This is a genomic window from Agrobacterium vacciniicorymbosi, from assembly GCF_040427045.1.
In the GTDB taxonomy this organism is placed as follows: Bacteria; Pseudomonadota; Alphaproteobacteria; order Rhizobiales; family Rhizobiaceae; genus Agrobacterium.
Window position 1 is genome coordinate 114,014 of record NZ_JBETMF010000001.1, and the last position, 16,067, is coordinate 130,080.

At 57.4% G+C, this 16,067-nt stretch carries 20 protein-coding genes and 1 tRNA gene; 12 read left to right on the forward strand and 9 right to left on the reverse strand.

The window, feature by feature from the left end:
• Positions 1 to 13: 13 nt before the first annotated feature.
• Both ABUK73_RS00645 and ABUK73_RS00650 read right to left on the reverse strand, forming a co-directional pair.
• Positions 14 to 1,300 carry a dihydroorotase gene (locus ABUK73_RS00645; protein WP_353575617.1) on the reverse strand — a complete coding sequence of 429 codons (1,287 nt, stop codon included), beginning with the start codon at positions 1,298 to 1,300 and terminating at the stop codon, positions 14 to 16.
• Complete coding sequence (locus ABUK73_RS00650; protein WP_353575618.1) at positions 1,297 to 2,238, reverse strand: aspartate carbamoyltransferase catalytic subunit; 942 nt, start codon at positions 2,236 to 2,238, stop codon at positions 1,297 to 1,299. Before ABUK73_RS00650 ends, ABUK73_RS00645 begins: the two co-directional genes overlap by 4 nt.
• 154 nt (positions 2,239 to 2,392) lie before the next feature.
• Between ABUK73_RS00650 and ABUK73_RS00655 the strand changes: the two genes are divergently transcribed.
• The 7 genes from ABUK73_RS00655 to ABUK73_RS00685 all read left to right on the forward strand — a co-directional run bounded on the left by ABUK73_RS00655 (position 2,393) and on the right by ABUK73_RS00685 (position 6,650).
• Positions 2,393 to 4,045: an acyl-CoA dehydrogenase family protein gene (locus tag ABUK73_RS00655; protein WP_353575619.1), complete on the forward strand. Its 1,653-nt coding sequence runs from the start codon at positions 2,393 to 2,395 to the stop codon at positions 4,043 to 4,045.
• 104 nt (positions 4,046 to 4,149) lie between these two features.
• Positions 4,150 to 4,392 carry a DUF1902 domain-containing protein gene (locus ABUK73_RS00660; RefSeq protein WP_353575620.1) on the forward strand — a complete coding sequence of 81 codons (243 nt, stop codon included), beginning with the start codon at positions 4,150 to 4,152 and terminating at the stop codon, positions 4,390 to 4,392.
• Between the two features lie 5 nt (positions 4,393 to 4,397).
• Positions 4,398 to 4,592 carry a type II toxin-antitoxin system HicA family toxin gene (locus ABUK73_RS00665; RefSeq protein WP_353575621.1) on the forward strand — a complete coding sequence of 65 codons (195 nt, stop codon included), beginning with the start codon at positions 4,398 to 4,400 and terminating at the stop codon, positions 4,590 to 4,592.
• A 109-nt stretch (positions 4,593 to 4,701) separates the two neighbouring features.
• Positions 4,702 to 5,118, forward strand: a complete 417-nt coding sequence (locus tag ABUK73_RS00670) for a hypothetical protein (RefSeq protein ID WP_353575622.1) — start codon at positions 4,702 to 4,704, stop codon at positions 5,116 to 5,118.
• Positions 5,119 to 5,303: 185 nt separating this feature from the next.
• Positions 5,304 to 5,957, forward strand: coding sequence for a TetR/AcrR family transcriptional regulator (locus ABUK73_RS00675; RefSeq protein ID WP_113088320.1), 654 nt, complete (start codon positions 5,304 to 5,306; stop codon positions 5,955 to 5,957).
• 205 nt (positions 5,958 to 6,162) lie between these two features.
• Positions 6,163 to 6,324: a hypothetical protein gene (locus ABUK73_RS00680; protein ID WP_353576010.1), complete on the forward strand. Its 162-nt coding sequence runs from the start codon at positions 6,163 to 6,165 to the stop codon at positions 6,322 to 6,324.
• Positions 6,321 to 6,650 (forward strand): DUF6105 family protein, encoded by a 330-nt coding sequence (locus ABUK73_RS00685; RefSeq protein WP_353575623.1) that lies wholly within the window; start codon positions 6,321 to 6,323, stop codon positions 6,648 to 6,650. Before ABUK73_RS00680 ends, ABUK73_RS00685 begins: the two co-directional genes overlap by 4 nt.
• On the opposite strand, the gene ruvX is transcribed toward ABUK73_RS00685, so the two are convergent.
• Together ruvX and ABUK73_RS00695 are read right to left on the reverse strand one after the other, a co-directional pair.
• Complete coding sequence (gene ruvX, locus ABUK73_RS00690) at positions 6,590 to 7,081, reverse strand: Holliday junction resolvase RuvX (RefSeq protein ID WP_353575624.1); 492 nt, start codon at positions 7,079 to 7,081, stop codon at positions 6,590 to 6,592. The two genes, ABUK73_RS00685 and ruvX, sit on opposite strands and share 61 nt — an antisense overlap.
• Positions 7,082 to 7,090: 9 nt before the next feature.
• A complete protein-coding gene (locus tag ABUK73_RS00695) occupies positions 7,091 to 7,393 on the reverse strand; it encodes an alkylphosphonate utilization protein (RefSeq protein ID WP_353575625.1) in 303 nt (100 codons plus the stop codon).
• An 83-nt stretch (positions 7,394 to 7,476) separates the two neighbouring features.
• Between ABUK73_RS00695 and ABUK73_RS00700 the strand changes: the two genes are divergently transcribed.
• Positions 7,477 to 8,181 carry a metal-dependent hydrolase gene (locus ABUK73_RS00700; RefSeq protein ID WP_353575626.1) on the forward strand — a complete coding sequence of 235 codons (705 nt, stop codon included), beginning with the start codon at positions 7,477 to 7,479 and terminating at the stop codon, positions 8,179 to 8,181.
• 56 nt (positions 8,182 to 8,237) lie between these two features.
• On the opposite strand, the gene ABUK73_RS00705 is transcribed toward ABUK73_RS00700, so the two are convergent.
• On the reverse strand, positions 8,238 to 9,095 hold the full coding sequence (locus tag ABUK73_RS00705) for a M48 family metallopeptidase (RefSeq protein ID WP_113088316.1): 858 nt from the start codon (positions 9,093 to 9,095) through the stop codon (positions 8,238 to 8,240).
• Positions 9,096 to 9,356: 261 nt separating this feature from the next.
• Between ABUK73_RS00705 and gatC the strand changes: the two genes are divergently transcribed.
• The gene (gatC, locus tag ABUK73_RS00710; protein WP_353575627.1) at positions 9,357 to 9,644 is read left to right on the forward strand and encodes an Asp-tRNA(Asn)/Glu-tRNA(Gln) amidotransferase subunit GatC; all 288 of its coding nucleotides are present in this window, start codon (positions 9,357 to 9,359) and stop codon (positions 9,642 to 9,644) included.
• Between the two features lie 61 nt (positions 9,645 to 9,705).
• On the forward strand, positions 9,706 to 11,187 hold the full coding sequence (gatA, locus tag ABUK73_RS00715) for an Asp-tRNA(Asn)/Glu-tRNA(Gln) amidotransferase subunit GatA (RefSeq protein ID WP_353575628.1): 1,482 nt from the start codon (positions 9,706 to 9,708) through the stop codon (positions 11,185 to 11,187).
• Positions 11,188 to 11,266: 79 nt separating this feature from the next.
• On the opposite strand, the gene ABUK73_RS00720 is transcribed toward gatA, so the two are convergent.
• The gene (locus tag ABUK73_RS00720; protein ID WP_353575629.1) at positions 11,267 to 11,659 is read right to left on the reverse strand and encodes an endonuclease domain-containing protein; all 393 of its coding nucleotides are present in this window, start codon (positions 11,657 to 11,659) and stop codon (positions 11,267 to 11,269) included.
• Positions 11,660 to 12,371: 712 nt separating this feature from the next.
• On the opposite strand from ABUK73_RS00720, the gene ABUK73_RS00725 reads away from it, so the two are divergent.
• Complete coding sequence (locus ABUK73_RS00725) at positions 12,372 to 12,572, forward strand: hypothetical protein (protein WP_353575630.1); 201 nt, start codon at positions 12,372 to 12,374, stop codon at positions 12,570 to 12,572.
• 94 nt (positions 12,573 to 12,666) lie between these two features.
• Positions 12,667 to 14,469 (forward strand): single-stranded-DNA-specific exonuclease RecJ, encoded by a 1,803-nt coding sequence (recJ, locus tag ABUK73_RS00730; RefSeq protein ID WP_353575985.1) that lies wholly within the window; start codon positions 12,667 to 12,669, stop codon positions 14,467 to 14,469.
• 90 nt (positions 14,470 to 14,559) lie between these two features.
• Here recJ and ABUK73_RS00735 read toward each other — a convergent pair.
• The 3 genes from ABUK73_RS00735 to ABUK73_RS00745 form a co-directional block, all read right to left on the reverse strand.
• Positions 14,560 to 14,634, reverse strand: a tRNA-Glu gene (locus ABUK73_RS00735).
• Between the two features lie 297 nt (positions 14,635 to 14,931).
• Positions 14,932 to 15,678 (reverse strand): NUDIX hydrolase, encoded by a 747-nt coding sequence (locus ABUK73_RS00740; protein ID WP_353575631.1) that lies wholly within the window; start codon positions 15,676 to 15,678, stop codon positions 14,932 to 14,934.
• A 162-nt stretch (positions 15,679 to 15,840) separates the two neighbouring features.
• Positions 15,841 to 16,044 (reverse strand): DUF3126 family protein, encoded by a 204-nt coding sequence (locus ABUK73_RS00745; RefSeq protein WP_062589522.1) that lies wholly within the window; start codon positions 16,042 to 16,044, stop codon positions 15,841 to 15,843.
• Between the last annotated feature and the right edge of the window lie 23 nt (positions 16,045 to 16,067).

Here is a 16,067-nt window from a genome sequence, read left to right on the forward strand (position 1 = left end):
TATCGTGTCATTCTTATTGTACGGAATGCACCAGCTTCCCCGCAACATAAGTCGCAACGGCGCGGCCGGTAAAGCGGGCGTCTTCGAATGGCGTGTTCTTGGACCTCGAAACCAGATTTTTCTCCGACACCAGCCATGGCTCATCGAGGTCGATCAGCGTGATGTCGGCCTTCGCCCCCGGTTTCAGCGTTCCCGCATCCAGCCCGAAGATTTGCGCCGGGCGGGTGGAGAGCGCGTCGATCAAGCGCATCAACGGCACCTGGTCGCTATGGTAGAGGCGCAACGCCGCCGCAAGCATGGTTTCGAGCCCGACGGCACCGCTGGCAGCATCCGAAAACGGCAGGCGCTTGGTGTCCACATCCTGCGGATCGTGCGATGAAACGATGATGTCGATGGTGCCGTCCTTCAACGCATCCACCATGGACATGCGGTCGTCTTCCGAACGCAGCGGTGGGGAGAGCTTGAAGAAGGTGCGGTATTCGCCGATGTCGTTTTCATTCAGCGTCAGGTGGTTGATGGAAATGCCGCAGGTGGCTTTCACGCCACGGCTCTTCGCCAGCTTTATCGCTTCGGCAGATTCGCGCACGGAAATCTTGGCGGCATGGTAGCTGGCACGGGTCAGCGCCGCGATGCGGAGATCTCGTTCCAGCGGAATGATCTCCGCTTCTTTCGGAATGCCCGATAGACCGAGCCAGCTCGCAAACAGACCCTCATTCATGTCGCCATGGCCGATATATTGGTCACGGGTCTCAAGCGAAATCACCGCGTCCAGTTCACGCGCATAGGTCATGGCACGTCGCAGCACCAGCGTATCCGACAGCGCTTTGCGGCCATTGGTAAAGGCAACGGCACCCGCTTCCTTCAGCATGCCGAATTCGGTCATTTCTTCGCCGCGCAGCCCCTTGGTCAGGGCCGCTGCCGGGTAGATGTTGACCAGCGCCTTGTCGCGCGCGGTCTTCTTCACGAATTCCACTAGCGCGATGTCATCGATGACGGGGTCGGTATCCGGCATCACGATCATGCTGGTCACGCCACCCGCTGCCGCAGCACGCGAAGCGGATTCGATAGTTTCGCGGTGTTCCGCACCCGGTTCGCCCACGAAAACGCGGGCGTCCACTAGACCAGGTGTTGCAATCAGCCCCTTGGCATCGCGCACCGTCGCGCCTTCAGGCGCGCCCTGGTTCTGCGCATCCTTGCCAGCGGCGAGGATCGTGCCGTCGGCACCAATGATGATCGTTCCGAGCTCATCCAGATTGCGGGATGGGTCGATGATGCGAACATTTTTGAGAACGGTGCTCATACGCGCTCTCCCTGATTTTGCGAAAGAAGCAGCGTTTCCATCACGGCCATGCGTACGGCGACCCCCATTTCCACCTGGCTTTCGATGACGCTCTGCGGACCATCGGCCACTTCGGATGAGATTTCGACGCCGCGGTTCATGGGGCCGGGGTGCATCACGAGTGCATCCTCCTTGGCAGCCTTCAGCTTTTCGGCATCCAGCCCGTAATAATGGAAATATTCGCGCACCGAAGGCACGAAGGAACCGGACATGCGCTCGCGCTGCAAGCGCAGCATCATGACGACGTCTGCACCTTTCAAGCCTTCCTTCATGTCGTGGAACACTTCCACGCTCATATCTGCGATGCCCGATGGCAGAAGCGTCGGTGGGGCGACGACGCGAACGCGCGCACCCATCTGGTTCAACAGAATGATGTTGGAGCGCGCCACGCGCGAATGCAGCACGTCACCGCAAATCGCCACCGTCATGCCAGACAGCGTGCCCTTGGCGCGGCGGATCGTCAGTGCATCCAGCAGCGCCTGTGTCGGATGTTCATGCTGGCCATCTCCCGCATTGACCACGGAGCAGGCCACCTTCTGCGCCAGAAGTGCAGCGGCGCCCGCTGAAGAATGGCGCACCACCAGCACATCAGGGCGCATGGCGTTCAGCGTCATGGCCGTATCGATCAGCGTTTCACCCTTTTTGACGGATGAATTGCCCACCGACATGTTCATCACATCAGCGCCCAGCCGCTTCCCGGCAAGTTCGAAGGACGATTGCGTGCGGGTGGAGGCTTCGAAGAACAGGTTGATCTGGGTGAGCCCGCGCAGGGTGGATGTCTTCTTTTCCCGCTGACGGCTGATTTTCACCGCCTCGTCGGCCTTGTCGAGAAGAGTGGTGATATCCTGATGGGAAAGCCCCTTGATGCCAAGCAGGTGGCGGTGGGGATAATAGACCATGGAAAATGTCCTCCGGGTCGCAATAGAGCGTGTGGCAAGGCTCTGGCTTTAGTCACCGGGTCTATAAAGACAGGTGGCTTTGTCGGCAAGCATGCGATAAGCCGTGCCAGACCTAATACATGCAATAAAATGCGAATCCCGATATAGCCACGCGATGACGAATATGAACCGGACCGAAGAACAGCTTGCCGAATTGAACCAGCCTAACCTCTGGTCCGGCATCAATGCCTATCGCTCAGACCCGTTGATCGTGGATTTGACCTCCAGTCTTTCGCGCCCGCTGCGTGATGAATTCGACCAGATTGGCCGCTATGTGACATCGGCGGAAGCGCAGGAACTTGCGCGCATGGCCAATGTCAGCACGCCCAAACTGCACACCCATGGCCCACGCGGCGAGCGACTGGATCAGGTGGAGTTTCACCCGGCATGGCACGCCCTGATGCGGCGTTCCATGGCATCCGGCCTGCACAGCAGCGCCTGGGAAAATACGCCGGAAACGCGCGGCAACGAACATAAGGCCCGCGCGACAAAGTTCTATCTGACATCGCAGCTGGAGGCAGGGCACCTTTGCCCGCTGACCATGACGCACGCCTCCGTTGCGGCCATGATGACATCGCCGCGCGTGCAGCAGGAATGGGCGCCGAAAATCCTGTCGCGCAAATATGATTCCTCTCAAAAGCCCGCCATGCAGAAGACCGCCGTCACCATCGGCATGGGCATGACGGAAAAGCAGGGCGGCACCGATGTTCGCGCCAACCGTACGACTGCCGAGCGGGTGGGCGAGGGCATCTATCGTCTGTCCGGCCACAAATGGTTCCTGTCCGCACCCATGAGCGATGGCTTTGTCATGCTGGCCCAGATGGGCGATGGCATGGGCTGCTTCCTGGTGCCGCGTTTTCTGGAAGATGGATCCGCTAACGGCCTGCATTTCCAGCGTCTGAAGGATAAGCTCGGCAACCGCTCCAACGCTTCTGCCGAAGTCGAATTCACGGATGCCTTCGGCTATCTGCTCGGCGATCCCGGTGGCGGCATCCGCACAATTCTCGACATGGTGACATTGACGCGGCTGGACTGCGCGCTGGCCTCTTCCGGCATGATGCGCGCCTCGCTGGCGGAAGCGGTGCATTTCGCCCGGGGCCGCAACGTCTTCGGCAAACCGCTGGTTACACAGCCGGTGATGACGCGCGTTCTGGCCGATATGGCACTGGATGTCGCGGCAGCAACCGCTCTCTCCTTCCGCCTTGCTGCGGCCTTCGATAGCGCCCGCAACAATCCGGCAGAAGCGGCTTACGCCCGCGTCATGACGCCCATCGTCAAATACTGGTGCTGCAAGATTGCGCCAGCCTTGATCTATGAAGCCATGGAAAGCCTCGGCGGCAGCGGCTACGTCGAAGACCGCCCTATCGCCCGCCATTATCGCGAAGCCCCTGTGAACGCCATCTGGGAGGGTTCCGGCAACGTCATGGCGCTCGATGTGCTGCGCGTTCTCCAGCGCGGCAAGGATTTGTTCGACCTCGTCTTCGAAACGCTCGAACGCGACCTCGGCCCATCCGGCAAGAAAACCACCGAAGTCCTGCGCGCAGCCATTGCACTCTGCGAACGTGACGAAGGTGCGGCCCGCCTGCTGGTCGAACAATTCGCCCTTGCCGCCGCCGCCGCCGAACTCTGCCGCATCGGCGCCGGCCGCATCGCCGACGCGTTTCTGGAAACCCGCCTGGCCGGCGGCTGGCGCCATACTTACGGTATGCTGGATAGCCGGTTCGACCCAACCTATATTATCGATCTGCTGTATCCGCCTGCGGCGTGAGGTAGACGGCATCTTTCTATTTTTGATGGCAACACCATAGGAATTCGAAAGACTTTCTCTTAGATAGTGAGGAAAGTTCTGGGCAATTCGGGGAGTGATCTCGCATGAAGACCGTTTCTATTATCGTGCGTGCCTTGTGGGATGAAGAAGCAGCCGTCTGGGTAGCCTCAAGTCACGATATAGATGGCCTTGCTGTGGAAGCGGAAACCGTAGAGCTTCTGGAAAAGAAGGTCCTGGCAGCCATTTCTGATCTGATTGAACTCAACGGCGTCGATTCAGATTTGCCGGAGATACCCATTCATTTCATGGCTGAACATCTCGCAAAAATTCCTAACCCGGCTTTTTAACCGCCATGGCCGGTTTTCTGCGCGAACTGAAACTGCTTCTGACTGAAGCGGGATGTTATTTCGTAAGAGGAGGCAAAGGCGATCACGAAATATGGTTCAGCCCACTGACCAACAGGCACTTCACAATCGACCACGGCACCAAGTCTCGCCACACCGCAAATGAGACGCTGAAACAGGCTGGTCTTCCGAAGGCTTTTTGATCACGCGATTATTTGAGCAGCGTCAGCACATCGAAGCAACCAAGCGCCAAGTCTTTCGATAGGCTGTTGCGTTTGATCTCAGCGATCTGGAGCAGGTCGGTTTGCTGACGTGGCGGATGACAATTTGAGAGCTTTATCGGCAGTTCAGGAAACGCCGATAAGACTTATACTCAGCGCAAAGTTACTCACCCGGATGCAGCCGCGTCTTTTTAGCATTGCGTTCATTCAGGCGGACGGCAACCCAGCCAGCGGTAACGATACTCACCGGCAAGGCGACATAGAAGAAGAGTTCCATTCCAGTCATGATCTCAACCCTCCAAGGGTGCGTCTTGCCAACAAATTTTATACAACTGCTGCGGAAAGCCAAATCACTGTTCCAATAGTGGTGCTGATGGATAGTCCGGGTGAGCCCGGCATGTGGTTGGCGATACTTAAGCAGCGGGAGCAATCAGGCCAGCAACCACGCAAGCGGTGGACGCTCGATCAAGAGAATTCGCCAGAAGTTTGGTTTGCTCATTGTGTATAAGAGACATGTATTTTGTCTTTCATTCTCTCAAGAGTTGAAAGTCATAATGGGGTCATATGAGTTTTGAAAGCCTTCCCCGCTTCATCCACAACTACCTTCAGCTCCCAGCCATCCCCCGCATTGCCGACAAATTAACCCTTTGCTAACTCCGTTGATCACGTCACCACACGGAGAATCGCGCGATCATGCTGGCCATCGATGGCACTGCTGCCCTGATAACACCTGCCGTACCGGAAAAGCGCATCAAGGATCGCGCTGCGACGGAGAAGGCGATTTTTGCGGCGGCCAAGGGTTTGCTGGCGGAGGAGGGGTTTCAGGGTTTTGGCATCAATGCTGTCGCACGTCGTGCAGGGTGTGACAAGCAGCTGATCTATCGTTATTTCGGCGGGCTGGAAGGTCTGGTTTCGGCCATTGGTGAAGACCTGGGCTCGTGGGTCAAGGATCGTATTCCCGAAGACACGGGCGGCATGTTTTTGCTGACCTATGGTGATCTCATGGAAAAGCTGGCGCTTTATTACATCGAAGCGCTGCGCAGCGATCCGCTCGTATGCAAAATCGTGGCCTGGGAAGTTTCGGAAAACACGCCGCAGGTCAAGCAGCTGGCTGATGCCCGCGCCAAGGCACTGGCCAAGTGGCTGGAGCGTATGCGCGGCTCGCTCGAAGCGCCGAAGGGCATCGATACCGCTGCCGTCAACGCGGTGATTTTCGCGGCCATCCAGCATCTCGTCATCTCCGCTGCCACGAGTGGGCAATTCGCCGGTGTCGGGCTGAAAAGTGCCAGGGATTGGGACAAGATCGGCACCGCCGTGAAGCGGATCGTGCGCGGCGTTTACGGCTGATGAAATAAATATTAGAATTTTCTTGTTCTAGGCGGAGCCTATGGCTCCAGCCTGCGTTATTGCGTTGACTGCAATGACCTTATCCACAGCCATCCCACATTTGTTAACCATGTCACCAACTTTTATTTGCCCATAAGAATTGGTGGGATCATTGTATTAAGGAATTATTAACCATGCGCCTGTGGGCGTATGCAAAGGAACCGCCGTGACCCGCTGGATATCCTTGATCGTCATGATGACGTTCTTCGCCATGCTGCCGTTGGACATCGATGTTCCGACGATGAACCTGTGCCTTATGGCGTGTCTGCGCTGGGGCGTGCTTGCCGCAATTCCTGATACCGTCTTTGCGCGGGGGCAGATGGCATGAAGTGGTTTCTCATTCTCTGGGCCGGGCCGATTGCGCTGCTGGGCAGCTGGTACAGCCTGTCCTATTACGACATGAGCTTCGGCATTTTCATGCTCACCCGGCAGGCGCATGATCTCGTCTTCCAAATTTACGGCAACGTGCTGGGCATTCCGCCGGAAACAATCCCACCATTGGTCATGCGCGCCATCGCGGTAGATAGCATCGTCGTTTTCGCGATCATCGGGTTTCGCAAGCGTAAGGTCATTGCCGCATGGTGGCGCGGGCGTCAGCCCTCGAAAGAGCCAGCCGTTTTGCCAAGACCGGACAGCCTGTCCAGCGCACCCTGAAGAATGAAGCTGGCAGCAGCCGAATCGATCCGTTCGGCGCGCTTGGCGCGGGAAACATCCATCTCCAGTAGTGCCCGTTCTGCCGCGACCGTTGAAAGACGTTCATCCCAATAAATAAAGGGCAGGTCGGTCTTTTCGCTCATGGCGCGCACGAATGCCCGCGTGGCCTGCACCCGCGGTCCGGATGACCCATCCATATTGACCGGCAGGCCGATAATGAAGGCTGCGACCTTTTCCTTCTGAGCGAAGTCCAGGAGCGTCTGTGCATCCGGCGTGAATTTAACGCGCTTGATGACCGGGCGAGGGGTGGCGAAACGCCGCGAAAGATCGGACATGGCAAGACCGATGGTCTTGGTGCCCAGGTCCAGCCCGGCAATGGCCTGTCCCGGCTGCAGAAAATCCACCAGTTCCTCTATCGTCAGCGTCGCCATCGGCTCTTCTCAGCGTTTGCGTACGAATTCGGTGCGCAGCACGAGACCCTTGATGGCATCGTGGCGGCAATCGATTTCTTCTGGATTGTCCGTCAGGCGAATGGACTTTATCACGGTGCCCTGCTTCAAAGTTGTTCCCGCACCCTTTACCTTCAAATCCTTGATCAAGGTCACGGAATCACCATCGACCAGAAGCGTACCGCTGGCATCGCGAACCTCGTTGGCCTTTGCCGCCTGTGCCGCTACCTCTGAGGCAGGGCGCCATTCACCGGTCGCTTCGTCATACACATATTCGTCATCATCAGCGGCCATGTTCGCAATTCCAAATTAAATCGAGGGCGGTTGTATGGCCCGTCCTATGTCATAATATATCGGTAATACAAAGGAGAACTTCCATGAAACTCACCTGGCTCGGCCATTCCGCATTCCGCCTCGAAACCGGTAAGGCAAAAATCCTCATCGATCCGTTTTTCACCGGAAACTCAAGCTTCGCCGACCAGAATGCCAAGGACGTCGCCAGCGGCATCACCCATATTTTGCTGACCCACGGCCACGGTGACCATGTGGGCGATACCATCCAGTTGGCCAAGGACACCGGCGCGACCGTGCTTGCCAATGCCGATCTCGCCGCATGGCTGGGCTCCAAGGGCGTCGCTAAGCTTGAGATGGGGAACACCGGCGGCACGGTTGGCTTCGATGGCTTTTCCGCCACCTTCACCAACGCGCTGCATTCCTCCGCGCAGGTTACCGAAGACGGCGTCAGCCACGCACTCGGCAATGCCAACGGCCTGATGCTGCATTTCGAAGACGGCCCGACGGTCTATCACATGGGCGATACGGATATCTTCTCTGACATGGCGCTCATCAATGAGCTGCACGAGCCAGACATCGGCCTCGTTCCCACTGGTGACCGCTTCACCATGGGCGGCGCGGTCGCAGCTCTCGCCTGCCAGCGTTTCTTCAAGTTCCGCAACGTCGTGCCCTGCCACTATGGCACGTTCCCGATCATCGACCAGACCCCGGAAAAGTTCGTCACCGGCATGGAAGGCTCGGAAAGCCGCGTGGATACGCCAAGCGTCGGACACACGCTGGAGTTCTAAAAAAGCAAAAGCCCGATATGCAGATCGCATATCGGGCTTTTCTGTTTCTACATGCCTCAAGCGATCTGCGGTTCAACCCGTCCGGTCTGCACGGGGCGGGATGGCGCAGACGAAATGCCGCTCAGCGCATTTCTCCACTCACTCAGTGCCGCCACCCGGCGCGTGTGGCGTGGGTATAGCGAGAAGATCGTCAGGAAGAAACCGGCAATGGACGGCACCATCTTGTCCTGCTCTTCAAACGCATTCGGGTTCATCTGGGCGTTCAGCTTGGCGCTGCCGCAGGCCAGCATCTGAAGTGCTGTGCGCGATGCCTTCATGTCACCGGAAACGACAAGCCCGACGCGGTCGCAGGTCAGTTCCCGGGCGCGGGAATATGCCTGTCCCAGAAACGGAATGATCAGGCCGGGCAAACGCAGGAAGCTCCATGGCTCGTCCAGATGGCCCGCAACATGGTGGCCCAGCTCGTGACCGATCACGAATCTCACCTGCTCTTCGTCGTCGGAATCGATCAGGGCCGATGTTAGCCAGATGTAGCGTGAGCGCCCGACCAGCGTCAGCGCCATGGCATTCATTACGCCGCTGGAATTATAGACAAAGGCCTGCGGCACTTCTTTTAGGCCCAATTTCTGTGCGCCGTCAGCCACCATCTTGTGAAGATGAGGAAACTGTACCTCGCTGACCAGAACATAGTGACCGATCATGTAAGCGCGCACCAAGGCGCGTGCGACGTATGAAAAGAACCAGATGATGAGAATATAAAATAGCACGGCAAAAAGGATTGCGATGCTGTCCGTTGTAGCAATGTATAGGATGGCTGCGGCAACACTCATCCACACCAGTGTGCCGATGAGCAAGGTGAGAAATCCATACGCCTTCTCTTTCGGGTGACGCACTTTTGACATGTCGAAATTCATGTTTAACCCCCGTTAAAACAGCATGATCGAGAAACGCTGTGGCGCTTGAAAAATGAACAGGCCCCAACCCCGCTTCCTGCTGCAATGAGTTTGCTTATAATAAAGGGAAGGAATTCCCCGGCGCGAAAACTCGCGTATGGAAAAAATGTTCCCGCATAAGGCGAATATTATTTTCACCACTGTTTCTGGCGGCGATGATGGTTGCGAACTGCGGGCGCGGTCATTATAGCGGGTAGGAAAATTCTTGTCCGGAGTAGAACCATGTCCGTTGATCTCGCCACCGTGAAGCGCGTTGCGCGCCTTGCCCGTATTGCCGTTGACGAAGAAGAGGCCAACATCATGCTTGGCCAGTTGAATGGCATTCTCGGTTTCGTGGAGCAGCTTTCGGAAGTGAATGTCGATGGCGTCGAGCCCATGACATCGGTCACCCCGGTTGCGATGAAGAAGCGCGCCGACGTGGTGAGTGATGGCAACAAGGCGGACGACATCGTCGCCAATGCGCCCAATACAGACCGCAATTTCTTCCTCGTCCCGAAGGTGGTCGAGTAAACCCTGCCCACGGTTTATTCCTGCCCGTCCGATTTAAAAAATTTCGAAAGCCGTTGCCGATATGACCGATCTTACCAGCCTGACCATTGCCGAAGCGCGCGATAAGCTGAAGGCCAAGGACTTCACCGCCGTAGAACTGACGGAAGCCTATCTGTCCGCAGTCGATGCCGCCAATGAAGCGCTGAACACCTATGTCACGGTCACGCCTGAAAAGGCGCGCGAGATGGCCAAGGCTTCCGATGAGAAGCTGGCCGCTGGCAATGCCGGTGCGCTGGAAGGCATTCCGCTCGGCGTCAAGGACCTATTCGCCGTTCGCGATATTCACACGCAGGCCTGCAGCCACGTTCTGGATGGCTTCAAGCCGAAATACGAATCCACCGTGACGCAGAACCTGTGGGACGCCGGGGCCGTCATGCTCGGCAAGCTCAACATGGATGAGTTCGCCATGGGCTCGTCCAATGAAAGCTCCTATTACGGCCCGGCCATCAACCCTTGGCGTGCGAATGGTTCGGACAAGAATCTCGTGCCCGGCGGCTCTTCGGGTGGTTCGGCTGCTGCTGTTGCCGCGCATCTGTGCGCCGGCGCAACGGCCACCGATACGGGGGGCTCCATTCGCCAGCCCGCAGCCTTCACCGGCACGGTCGGCATAAAGCCAACCTACGGCCGCGTGTCTCGCTGGGGTATCGTGGCTTACGCATCCTCGCTGGATCAGGCTGGCCCAATTGCCCGCGACGTGCGCGATGCTGCTATCCTTTTGAAATCCATGGCCAGCGTCGATGCCAAGGACACGACCTCCGTCGATCTGCCGGTGCCGGATTATGAGAAGGCCATTGGCCAGTCGCTGAAGGGCCTGCGCATTGGCATTCCCAAGGAATACCGCGTCGAAGGCATGCCGGAAGAAATCGAAAAGCTCTGGGCACAGGGCGTGGCATGGCTGAAAGACGCCGGTGCCGAAGTGGTCGATATCTCGCTGCCGCACACCAAATACGCACTGCCAGCCTATTACATCGTCGCACCTGCTGAGGCGTCGTCCAACCTAGCCCGTTACGACGGCGTTCGCTACGGCCTGCGCGTCGATGGCAAGGACATTGCCGACATGTACGAGAAGAGCCGCGCTGCCGGTTTCGGCTCGGAAGTCAAGCGCCGCATCATGGTCGGCACTTACGTGCTGTCTGCCGGTTATTACGATGCCTATTATCTGAAGGCCCAGAAGGTCCGCACGCTGATCAAGCGCGATTTCGAAACCGTCTTCCACGAAGGCGTCGATGCGGTTCTCGCTCCGATCACGCCATCGTCCGCCTTCGAAATCGGCGACAAGGAATTGGCTGCGGATCCGGTGAAAATGTACCTTCAGGACGTCTTCACCATCACCGTCAACATGGCCGGTCTTCCCGCCATGTCGGTCCCCGCCGGTCTGGATGGCAAGGGCCTGCCGCTCGGCCTCCAGCTCATTGGCAAGCCGTTCGAGGAAGAGACGCTGTTCAAGACGGCCTATGCGATTGAACAGGCGGCAGGTAAGTTTACGCCTGCCAAGTGGTGGTAAGATTTCACCAGCTGAGACGGTGCGGCGTGTTACCTCTCCCCCTGTGGGAGAGGAAGAAAAATCATGATCTTAGCGCAAGCTAAGTCATAGATTTTTCAGGTGAGGGGTCTGCGACTTCTCCACGTTTCAATTGGGTCAAAATGGAGAGACATACGAAATCGAGATTTCGCTCGATTTCGTCATTCCAGAACCGCAAAATCCGAAAGCCATTTTCCCGCAAAAATGCGTCACGTTTTTCGTCTGCTTTACTTTCGGCGTGCTGCGAGCCATCCACTTCAATAATAAGCTTGTTTTCGAAACACACGAAGTCAACGATGACGTTGTGCAGGGGGACCTGACGTCGAAATTTGAAGCCTTCCAGCTTCCCATCGCGTAGGGCTTGCCACAACATGTTTTCCGCAAGTGTTGCGTTTTTTCGCATCGTCCGTGCGCGGATGCGATTGACCGGTGGTGGCTGATGATGATGCACCATTGCGCTATGCCCCAAGTTGATCTCGGCGCAAGATGCAACCCCTCACCTGAAAAATCTATGACTTAGCTTGCGCTAAGATCATGATTTTTCTTCCTCTCCCACAAGGGGAGAGGTAATCCGCAGCCAACCGTTTTCAATAAAAATAAATAAAATCAACCACATAAAAAATCCAGCAAAATTCCAAAATTTTTTCGTCCACACACCCAAAAGCCAACTTACAATTCCCCCACCTCTGTCTGCGGGTGTATCGCGAGACATCAGCAGAAAGAGGTGCGGGCAAGGTTTGGTTTTCGGCCGAAATCAACCGTGCCCGCCAGATGCGGCCCGAAGGCCCAAGCGCCGAAACCATTCAGGGTTCGGAACAAGGGCACGAAGGCTTAATGACGATAGGGCGAAGCCGGGACCAATGACGGCCTGGTCGAGTCCCAATCTTCACCGGCGGGTACGCCTGCCTGCCGGTGGAGGACACTCGAAATTGGAATGACCAGAGGCCACGCAGATGCGAAGCCAGAGACGACACCATACCAGAGACATGTCCGCATCTGCGTGCGCTCTCCGGGTTTGATGAGGCAAGACACGGGCGCGTCGGCGCCGCGTGAACGCGAAGCCGTATTCACGGTTTTGTCGGGATTTTTGACATCGAAAACTTTGCAAAAATACCGGCTGTAATGTTACTCTGATGCATGTTCACCAAGCGATGGGAGGCGCGGCCGTGAAAGCGACGATACTGTTCAAGGACGATCATTTTTCTCGTCCCGATGCCAGCAGAAAACCGCGCCGGATTGGCGCAAACGACAATCTACGCAGTCTTGAGTTCGAAATCGAGGGCCAGGAACGGGACTGGCGGGCGCTGTGTCTCATCGCCGCCGTGGTCTGTGGCTTTGCCGCCTTCATCTTCGTGCCGCTGTGGTAAGCCGGGCCAGCGCAGATTAGCACTTGAAAAAGCCAGCTTCCGCCTTTAGCCCATAATCAAACAACGGGCTGAATGGATTAGCTGACATATGGCGATGATTGAAGCGGTCGATACCGTGCCGAGAGCTTTTCTCGGTGTGGATCGGTCGGCAACGGAGCAGAAGTGGATGTCGCGGCTGGATCAGGCCGGGCAGAACCGCGCTCTGGCCATGTCGCAGGTTCACGGCATTCCCGAACTGGTCGCCCGCGTGCTGGCAGGCCGGGGTGTCGGCGTCGATGATGCTCCCGCCTTTCTCGACCCCACCATCCGCTCGCTCATGCCCGACCCGCTGACCCTGACCGATTGTGAAACGGCAGCCGAGCGCATTGCCGTTGCTATCAAGCGCAGTGAGAAGGTCGCGATTTTCGGCGACTACGATGTCGATGGCGCGTCGTCTTCGGCGCTGATGTATCGCTTCCTGCACCATTTTGGGCTGGAGCCGCAAATCTACATTCCTGATCGTATTTTCGAAGGATACGGCCCAAACCCCGCCGCCATGCAGCAGCTTGCCGCCAATGGCGCGACGCTCATCATTACTGTCGATTGCGGCTCCACCAGCCATGAGTCTCTCGCCGCCGCGCGGGATGCCGGAACCGATGTCGTCGTCATCGACCACCACCAGGTCGGTACCGAGTTGCCGCCAGCGGTGGCGCTGGTCAATCCGAACCGGGAGGACGATCTGTCGGGGCAGGGGCATCTCTGCGCCGCTGGCGTCGTGTTTCTCGTGCTGGTCGCCACGCTGCGCGTGCTGAAGGACCAGCGCGATAGCCGTGCCTATACGCTGGACCTCTTGTCCTATCTCGACATCGTGGCGCTGGCGACGGTGTGCGATGTGGTGCCGCTGAAGGGTCTGAACCGCGCCTATGTGGTGAAGGGACTGATCGCCGCTCGCCACATGAAGAATGCGGGCCTTGCAGCCTTGTTCAAAAAAGCCGGGCTCGGCGGGCCGGTAACGCCCTATCACTTCGGCTTTCTGGTCGGACCTCGCATCAATGCCGGCGGACGCATCGGTGACGCCGCACTCGGCAGCCGCCTACTGACGCTGGATGATGAGGCGCAGGCCGAGGTCATTGCCGAAAAGCTGGATGAGCTGAACCGTGAACGCCAAGCCATGGAAGCTGCCATGCTGGCAGAAGCGGAAGCCGAGGCGCTGTTCGAATATGGAGATGGCTCCGGCGCGGGCGTGATCGTAACGGCGCGCGAAAACTGGCACCCGGGCATCGTCGGGCTTCTGGCCTCCCGTCTAAAAGACCGTTTCCGCCGCCCCGCCTTTGCCATCGCCTTTGACTCGCAGGGCAAGGGAACAGGCTCCGGACGCTCCATCAACGGTTTCGATATGGGCCGCATGGTGCGCAATGCCGTGGAAGCCGGTCTGCTGGTCAAGGGCGGCGGCCACGCCATGGCCGCTGGTCTGACGGTGGAGCGCGGCAATCTCGGACGCCTGCGCACCTTCTTTGAAGAAGCGGCGCAGAAGACGGTTTCGCAGCTGGTGGAAAACAGCGTGCTAAAGATAGATGGTGCCATCGGCGCATCCGGCGCCACGCTGGCACTGGTGGAGCAGATGGAGCAAGCGGGGCCGTATGGCTCGGGCCATTCGCAACCCATCTTCGCGGTGCCCGCGCATCGCCTGCGCGATGTCCGCGTCGTCGGCACCTCGCATGTGAAGATCACGCTGGAAGCACTGGATGGCTCAAGGCTGGATGGCATCGCTTTCCGCGCCGCCGATGCGCCGCTCGGCCAGATGCTGATGAACGCCCGCGGGCGTCAAATCCACGTTGCAGGCACGCTGGGTGCAGAGCAATGGCAGGGTCAGAGACGGGTACAGCTTCGCGTACTCGACGCAGCCGTCGCGCCGTAAAAGCTTAGTCGGATATTTGCGAAATATGCACAGCCACGCTTGAGCGTTGGTTTAACAAACGCCTGTATCACGCTGATATAATGAGGAGAGTGGTACGCCCTAGGGGAGTCGAACCCCTCTTTTCAGAATGAAAATCTGACGTCCTAACCGATAGACGAAGGGCGCGTACGCTGTGTGGCGCCCTTATAGTCAGGCACTGGATTCTCCGCAAGCGCCTATTTCCACTTTTTTGCATTTCGATGACATTTTTTCTGAAGAGGTCACGGTGCCGCTGTGGAAAAGCTTCGTTCAATTCGTCGCGTCAAATTTTGGGAAAGGGGGAAGCGTGGGATTTAGGACGGGATCAGGGGGCGTCCCGTTGGTCGTAAATCCCACGCTTCATCGGGGGACGAGAAATAAACGGAGCAGGCAAGAATTTGTTCCGCAGCGTTTTCCCGAAAAGAATCGGCTGTTTTAGAAGGCTCACAAAGAGCGAATTTGCGGCAAATGCTCGGTCAGCAGGGGTGTAAGGTAATCGACCATCTGGGTGGCGTGGGTTGCGCAAAAGGCCTCCACCGCATCCGGCGTCAAAGGCAGCAGATGGATATGTGGCAATTCCGGTTTCTCGTTTCTTGCTGCCAGTGCCGCAAGATGATCTGCGAAGGCAGATTTGGCCTGTTGTGCCGTCATGTTCAGGCGCAGGCGGTAGAATATGCCGACATGGTCGCCATTTCCGCCCGTCTTAATGCAGAGCGGTTTGAACTCTGTCGCATTATGCAGAAACTGCGCGCCGACTTCTTCAGTCACCTCACGTTCGCAGCAGTCCCGGCTGTTGATCGTGCCGTCCTCGGCGATCTCCACATTTCCGGCAACGAACTGTATGCGACCGGGCGAGGAAGTGGAGGACGCCATTTCACCCAGCACAAGGTGATCGTCAGAGGTCACGATAGCCGCGCCGCAATAGACGATACGGCAAGGCGTCGCCGTGGGGTAGGCGTTGGAATAGAGATAGTGCGCATAATCGCTGGTGCTGATCTGAATGGCCGGGGCGTCATCCAGCTTAAGCTGGGTGGCCGCAAGAGCTTTTCCGTTGAAGAACCGGCCATCTGCGTTGACCTTTTGCCAATGGTTGTCGATGCGGCTGCGTTCCTCAGCAGGCAGGCTAAGAGGCTGTGCGTTTGTGGTGATGGACGGCTCGGTTTCGATGAAATGAAAATGTACTGCGCTCAAAATAATATCCGTGAATGACGTTGAGTATTCCCGGGAACATACGTGAAAATTTTGAGCGTACAACTCTGGAGGTCGCGGGTCTCGCACTAACCCCATAAAACAAAACCGCCCGCAGACTTTCGTCGCGGGCGGTTTGAAATTGATGCTGTCACCGGGTGGTGATCAGAGGTCGACGTCCAGGATTGCCATGGAGAAATTGTAGGAGCGGTCGCCGTCTTCGTCATCGAGGTAAACGACGCCGAGAAATTCTTCGCCGATGTAGACTTCTGCCGAATCGTCTTTGCGCGGGCGGGCCTTTACGACCATCTTGTCGCTGAAGGTGCGCTTGAAATAGGCGTCGAGCTTTTTGATTTCTTCGGCTTTCACCACTGTTCTCCTGTGCGGTTCAC